General features: G+C 58.8%; 6 protein-coding genes and 1 pseudogene. 1 reads left to right on the top strand and 6 read right to left on the bottom strand.

Annotated features, from left to right (window positions below; genetic code table 11):
- Positions 1-126: pseudogene (locus tag ACRAUW_RS16235) on the bottom strand (alpha-amylase family glycosyl hydrolase); the annotation flags it as partial.
- Positions 127-339: 213 nt separating this feature from the next.
- On the opposite strand from ACRAUW_RS16235, the gene ACRAUW_RS16230 reads away from it, so the two are divergent.
- Entirely contained in the window at positions 340-567 is a 228-nt protein-coding gene (locus ACRAUW_RS16230) for a hypothetical protein (RefSeq protein ID WP_139495614.1), read from the top strand.
- Between the two features lie 121 nt (positions 568-688).
- Here the strand turns inward: ACRAUW_RS16230 and cysC are convergent, their stop codons facing one another.
- The 5 genes from cysC to ACRAUW_RS16205 form a co-directional block, all read right to left on the bottom strand.
- Positions 689-1,282, bottom strand: coding sequence for an adenylyl-sulfate kinase (gene cysC, locus ACRAUW_RS16225; protein ID WP_431363109.1), 594 nt, complete (start codon positions 1,280-1,282; stop codon positions 689-691).
- A 249-nt stretch (positions 1,283-1,531) separates the two neighbouring features.
- Positions 1,532-3,256 carry an SLC13 family permease gene (locus tag ACRAUW_RS16220; protein ID WP_431363108.1) on the bottom strand — a complete coding sequence of 575 codons (1,725 nt, stop codon included), beginning with the start codon at positions 3,254-3,256 and terminating at the stop codon, positions 1,532-1,534.
- A gap of 4 nt (positions 3,257-3,260) precedes the next feature.
- The gene (gene cysN, locus ACRAUW_RS16215) at positions 3,261-4,688 is read right to left on the bottom strand and encodes a sulfate adenylyltransferase subunit CysN (protein ID WP_431363107.1); all 1,428 of its coding nucleotides are present in this window, start codon (positions 4,686-4,688) and stop codon (positions 3,261-3,263) included.
- Positions 4,689-4,711: 23 nt separating this feature from the next.
- Entirely contained in the window at positions 4,712-5,680 is a 969-nt protein-coding gene (gene cysD, locus ACRAUW_RS16210) for a sulfate adenylyltransferase subunit CysD (RefSeq protein ID WP_431363106.1), read from the bottom strand.
- Between the two features lie 94 nt (positions 5,681-5,774).
- On the bottom strand, positions 5,775-6,124 hold a 350-nt coding region (locus ACRAUW_RS16205; RefSeq protein ID WP_431363105.1), incomplete at its 5' end, for a uroporphyrinogen-III C-methyltransferase.

Below are 6,124 nucleotides of genomic sequence, written 5' to 3'. Positions count from 1 at the left end.
GTGCTCATAGCTATTGCCAGAGTGCGTATCTTGTCCACACAAGAAGGCCCGCCGCACACAACGACTGACCACATGGTAATAGGGTGTATCTTGCAAGCTGATCTGGCGTGAACGAGCGATGGTCATGGCACACTCCTCGACTGGCTACCCATCAAGCGAAGCAGCATGCTACGCTGCAGTCAAATTGGTGGGTGTCCCAGATTTTTTTAGTGGGTGTCCCAGATTTTTTTTCCCAGATTTTTTTAATAACAGTCAAAGGCTGTGAGTGCGACGCCAAAAATCGGCGCACCTGCTTTGAGGGTTATGTGGGATTATTAACATAGAGGATAAGCGTATTATATGGGCACTTATGATGTTACGGTCATTAATAAAGGACGTGAAAATGATTATTATGACTTCTGGAATAAAGGTTTAAAAACAAACGACTCCGGTGAAGAGTTACATCCTGAATTAGTCGGTTTTTCCGAGATTGTTGATGCTAAGAATCTTGAAGATGCTATTTCAAAAGTACAAAAAAAACACCCTGAAAATATAATTTCTAGGGACAGTTCTAGTAAAGTTGGGTAGGAATCACATAACAAGCCCCATAAAGCCGTTAACCACTGACAACAAGGGGAGTCATTGACAGGAAATAAACAAGGGAGCAAACGCCCCCTTGTTTATTTACGCTCGATACCAACAACCGACCTTAATCGATCAACCCCCGCAGCCTTAAAGCAGTAATCAACTCCTCCACCAGCACCTCTACCGATTTACCGGCGTTAAGCAGATGGATCTCCGGCTGCTCCGGCGCCTCGTAGGCGGAATCGATACCGGTAAAGTTGCGAATTTCCCCCGCCCGAGCCTTTTTATAGAGCCCCTTGGGGTCGCGCTCTTCACAGATGGCGAGCGGCGCATCGACAAAGACCTCGACAAACTCCCCTTCGCCCAAGAGATTGCGTACCAGCTCCCGCTCGGCTCGAAACGGCGAGATAAAGGCGGTGAGCACGATCAGGCCCGCATCCACCATCAGCTTTGCCACCTCGCCAACCCGGCGGATATTCTCCTGCCGCGCGGCATCATCGAAACCGAGATCGCCACAGAGGCCGTGGCGCACATTGTCCCCATCCAGCAGATAGGTGTGCTTGCCTTGTGCCGCCAGCGCCTGCTCAAGCGCCCCCGCCAGAGTCGATTTGCCCGCCCCCGACAGCCCGGTAAACCAGATCACCAGCGGTTTTTGTCCTTTAAGCTCGGCCCGGCTCTGTTTGTCGACGGCATGCTTGTGCCACACGATATTGCTCATCCCACACTCCTTGCTTGGCGCTCACGCCTTAAAACGGAAACTGTCCGGCACCACGGGGAGCCGCCTCGGACTATCAGCCGACAACGTACTGATGCCATGACATTACTCACCCCAACACTCCTTGATTGGCGCTCACGCCTCAAAACTTAAACTGTCCGGCACCACGGGGAGCCGCCTCGGACTATCCGCCGACAACGTGCTGGTGCCATGGTATTGCTCACCCAACCCCCCTTGATTGGCACTTACGCCTTAAAACGGAAACAGCAGGGGCACCATCACAATCACCCCGAGGCTATAGGCCAGCGAGACCGGCAGGGCCAGCTTGAGGTAGTCCGGCATCTTGTAGTTGCCCGCCGAGTAGACCATCAGATTGGTCTGGTAGCCGTAGGGCAGGATAAAGCTGGAGCTCGCCCCGAACAGCACTGCCAGAATAAACGGCATGGTCGAGACATCCATGCTGAGCGCCAGCTGGTAACCCATGGGGAAGGCCAGCGCGGCCGCTGCGTTGTTGCTCATCAGTTCTGTCAGCACCAGGGTAAACAGATAGATACCGATAAAGGCGATGATGGGGCTGGCACCGTTGAACTCCCCCATCAGCCAGTCGGCAATGAGCCGCGCCAGCCCGCTCTTTTCCAGCTGGTCGGCGATGGCGAGCGCCCCGCCCACCACCAGCCAGATATCGAGCGGAAAGCGGCGGCGGATCTCGTCCAGGGTCAGGATGCGGGAGAAGAGCAGCACCACCAGCATCACCAGCAGGCCCTTGAACAGGGGCACCAGATCCAGCACCGAGAGCGTCAACACCCCGAGAAAGCCCAGCACCACGGCGGCGCTGCGCTGACTATCGAGGCGAGTGGAAGCCTCCAGTCCGCTCACCACCACAAACTCGCGGGAGAGTGACTTGTGGCTGGCAAACTTGGGGCCCGGCGCCAGCAGCAGGGTATCCCCGGCGTGCAGCTCAATCTGGCCGAGGCCGCCGGTGAGCTGGGTTTCGCCGCGACGCACCGCCAGCACCACCGCATCGAAGTGGGTGCGAAACTCGGCATCCTTGATGCTCTGTCCCACCAGCCGCGAGCTGTGGCTGACGATCACCTCCACCAGGTGCTGGCCATTGAGGCGATGCTGGCCATAGAGCGCCAGCCCCTTCATCTCTTGCAACACGCCGACGCTCTCCACGTCGCCGCAAAACAGCAGCACATCCCCCTCGTGCAGCTCTTGCTCGGGCTGTACCGGGCAGATCACCTGATCGCCACGAATGACTTCCGCCAGATAGAGGCTTTTCAGGCTGCGCAGGCCGTTCTCCTTGACGCTGCGCCCCGCCAGCGGCGAACCGACGTCCACCTTGGCTTCGAGAAAGTAGCCCGATTCGCGGCTCATCTCGCTCTCCTGCTCCGGCAGGTGACGGGCAAACAGCAGCACGGCCACCAGACCGGTCAGCAGAGTACCCGCCCCCACCATAAAGAAGTCGAACATGCCGAGCGGCTTGGCCCCCATCTTGATGAGGAAGCTGTTGACGATAAGGTTGGTGGAGGTGCCGATCAGGGTCAGCACCCCGCCAAAGGTGGCCGCGAAGCACATGGGCAGCAACAGCCGCGACGGCGCATGGTTGGGGTTGCGCTTGACCGCCCCCAGCATGGAGGCCACCACGGCGGTGTTGTTGACGAAGGCCGAGAGGAAGGCGGTGGAGAACCACACCTTCACCAGCACCTTGTTGAATGAACCCGTGCCCACCAGATTGGCGAACCAGCTCATGATGCGGGTCTTCTCCACCGCCAGCGACACCAGCAGCAAGAGTACCAGCGTCAGCAGGGCACTGTTGGTGTAGCCCGCCACCACTGCATTGATGTCCGCCAGCCCGCTCAGGTAGGTGATGAGCACGGCGCCCGAGAAGAGCAGCGCCGGGCGGAGTTTGCCCTGGATCAGCAGGGCCACGAGAGCAGCCAGCAGACCCAGCACCAGGGATTGTTGCCAGGTCATGAGCTTACTCCTTGTTTGACTCGTTGCTGATGGTCAGCGCCTGCCAGTGGGGGAAGTGCTTGCGCACCAGCGCGTTGAGCTCGATTTCAAACTCGCTGTAGTGCCCTTTGGCTACCTTGGCGGCCAAGCCTTCCACTATCATGCCGGCGCCGACGGTGACATTGCTCAGCCGGTCGATCAGGATAAAGCTGCCGGTATCGCGGATCTCCTGATACGGGTCGAACGCCACCGGATCGGTGAGGCTCAGCTCGCACAGGCCGATCTCGTTGAGCTTGAGCTCGCTGGCGGGCAACTCGTCGAGCTTGTTGATCTCGATGCGGTGGCGGATAGCCTCCACCTGACCGCGACTCTTCTTGGTGGCCAGCTTGACGTCATACACCCGGCCCGGTTGCAGGGACTCCTCCCCCATCCAGACGATATGGGCCAGCAGGTTCTGAGTCACTTGCGGACGGTTGGCTGCATCCACCAGCAGGTCGCCACGGCTGATGTCGATTTCATCCGCGAAGGTGACGGTGATGGCCTGACCCGGCAGGGCGTACTCCAGATCGCCGTCGAAGGTGACGATGCGGCTCACTGTGCTCTCCTTGCCGGACGGCAGTACCGCCAGCTTGTCGCCCACCCGCAGGATGCCGGAGGCCAAGGTCCCCGCAAAGCCGCGAAAATCGAGGTTGGGGCGGTTGACGTACTGCACCGGCAGGCGCACCGGATGGCGCTCCAGCTCACGCTCTACTTCGGCACTCTCCAGCAGAGCAAGCAGGGTTTCCCCCCGATACCAAGCCAGCTTGTCGCTCTGGTTGACTACGTTGTCACCGTCCAGCGCCGAGACCGGCACGATATGGATGGTGTCGACCTTAAGCTTTTTGGCGAACTCGCGGTAATCGGCACTGATGCGCTCGAACACCTCCTGACTGAACTCCACCAGATCCATCTTGTTGACCGCCAACACGAACTGCTTGATGCCGAGCAGGCTCGCAATAAAGCTGTGGCGACGGGTCTGATCCAGCACGCCTTTGCGGGCATCGATCAGAATGATGGCCAGATCGCAGGTGGAGGCGCCGGTCGCCATGTTGCGGGTGTACTGCTCGTGGCCCGGGGTATCCGAGATGATAAATTTGCGCTTGGCGGTAGAGAAATAGCGGTAGGCCACGTCGATGGTGATGCCCTGTTCGCGCTCGGCTTGCAGACCGTCTACCAAGAGCGCCAAGTCCAGCTTCTCACCGGTGGTGCCAAGCTTCTGGCTGTCGGACTCCAGCGCTTTGAGCTGATCTTCATAAATCTGCTGGGAGTCGTGCAGCAGGCGACCGATAAGGGTGCTCTTGCCGTCATCCACGCTGCCGCAGGTGAGAAAACGCAGCAGGCTCTTGTGCTGTTGGGCGTGCAGGTAGGCTTCAATGCCCTGTTCGCTGATGGCGGTCTGAATGTAGTTGTTCATGTTGCGATTCCTTAGAACATTTTTTAGAAATAGCCCTGACGCTTCTTCTGCTCCATGGAGCCAGCCTGATCGTGGTCAATCAGCCGCCCTTGCCGCTCGCTCGAGGTGGTGAGCAGCATCTCTTCGATAATCTCCGGCAACGTGGTGGCGCCAGATTCAATGGCCCCGGTCAACGGGTAGCAACCGAGGGTACGGAAGCGCACCAGCTCCTGCTTCACTTCGTCTTCCGGGCCGATGGGCATACGCTCGTCATCCACCATGATCTTGATGCCGCCCCGCTCCACCACCGGGCGATAGGCTGCAAAGTAGAGCGGCACTATGTCGATGTTCTCGAGATAGATGTATTGCCAGATATCCAGCTCGGTCCAGTTGGAGAGCGGGAACACCCGGATGCTCTCCCCCTTGTTGACCTGGCTGTTGTAGACCCGCCACAGCTCCGGACGCTGGTTCTTCGGATCCCAGCGGTGAGACTTGTCACGGAAGGAGTAGACCCGCTCCTTGGCGCGAGACTTCTCCTCGTCGCGCCTTGCACCGCCGAAAGCGGCATCGAAACCGAACTTGTTGAGCGCCTGCTTGAGCGCCTCGGTCTTCATGATGTCAGTGTGCTTGCCGCTGCCGTGGTCGAAGGGGTTGATGCCCATGGCGAGCCCCTCCGGGTTCTTGTGGACAATCAGATCCAGCCCGTACTTTTTGGCGGTCTCGTCACGGAACTTGATCATCTCCTTGAACTTCCAGTTGGTATCGACATGCAGCAAGGGGAAGGGGATCTTGCCCGGATAGAAGGCCTTGCGGGCCAGATGCAGCATGACGGAGGAGTCCTTGCCGATGGAGTACATCATCACCGGGTTTTCAAATTCGGCAGCCACCTCGCGGATGATATGGATGCTCTCGGCCTCCAGCTGCTGCAGGTGCGTCAATCTTTCACGAGAGATACCGCCGTGGCTGCTCTGCGCGTTCGGTTGCTGCAAGTGGGTCACTTTTTCACGGTCCATGTTTATCCTCGGTCATTGCTGTTGCGCCGGTTGGGGTCGCTGGGGTTCTGTTCGCGGTCGCTTGGGCAACCGCATCACACTGTTTTGTTCTTGTTCAGGCGAGCTGTACCAGCTTGAGGTCACAGCCATCGAGATCCGGGTTGGCGCGCTGTTGGTCGCAGCTCTTTTCCCCGCTTTTTTCTCCAAACCAGGCGAGCCGCTCACGCAGGGCTACCACTTCGCCGATGACGATAAGCGAGGGGCTCACCGCCTGTTTGGCCAGCTCGGCCAGCTCCGCCAGCGTGCCGGTCAGCACCCGCTGACGGGATGTGGTGCCGCGCTCGATAATGGCGATGGGGGTGGCTTGGCTTCGGCCGTGATCCACCAACTGCTGCTGGATGTGCTCGGATCGCATCAGCCCCATGTAGATGACCAGGGTCTGACTGGTGGCGGCGAGCTGCTGCC

The sequence above is a fragment of the Aeromonas sp. genome, assembly GCF_050633025.1.
Classification (GTDB): Bacteria; Pseudomonadota; Gammaproteobacteria; order Enterobacterales; family Aeromonadaceae; genus Aeromonas.
This window is presented reverse-complemented; position numbering and strand designations above follow the sequence as displayed.

Coding starts and splice junctions, on each gene's coding strand:
- ACRAUW_RS16230 (WP_139495614.1), top strand. CDS start 340: ATGGGCACTTATGATGTTACGGTCATTAATAAAGGACGTGAAAATGAT.
- cysC (WP_431363109.1), bottom strand. CDS start 1,282: ATGAGCAATATCGTGTGGCACAAGCATGCCGTCGACAAACAGAGCCGG.
- ACRAUW_RS16220 (WP_431363108.1), bottom strand. CDS start 3,256: ATGACCTGGCAACAATCCCTGGTGCTGGGTCTGCTGGCTGCTCTCGTG.
- cysN (WP_431363107.1), bottom strand. CDS start 4,688: ATGAACAACTACATTCAGACCGCCATCAGCGAACAGGGCATTGAAGCC.
- cysD (WP_431363106.1), bottom strand. CDS start 5,680: ATGGACCGTGAAAAAGTGACCCACTTGCAGCAACCGAACGCGCAGAGC.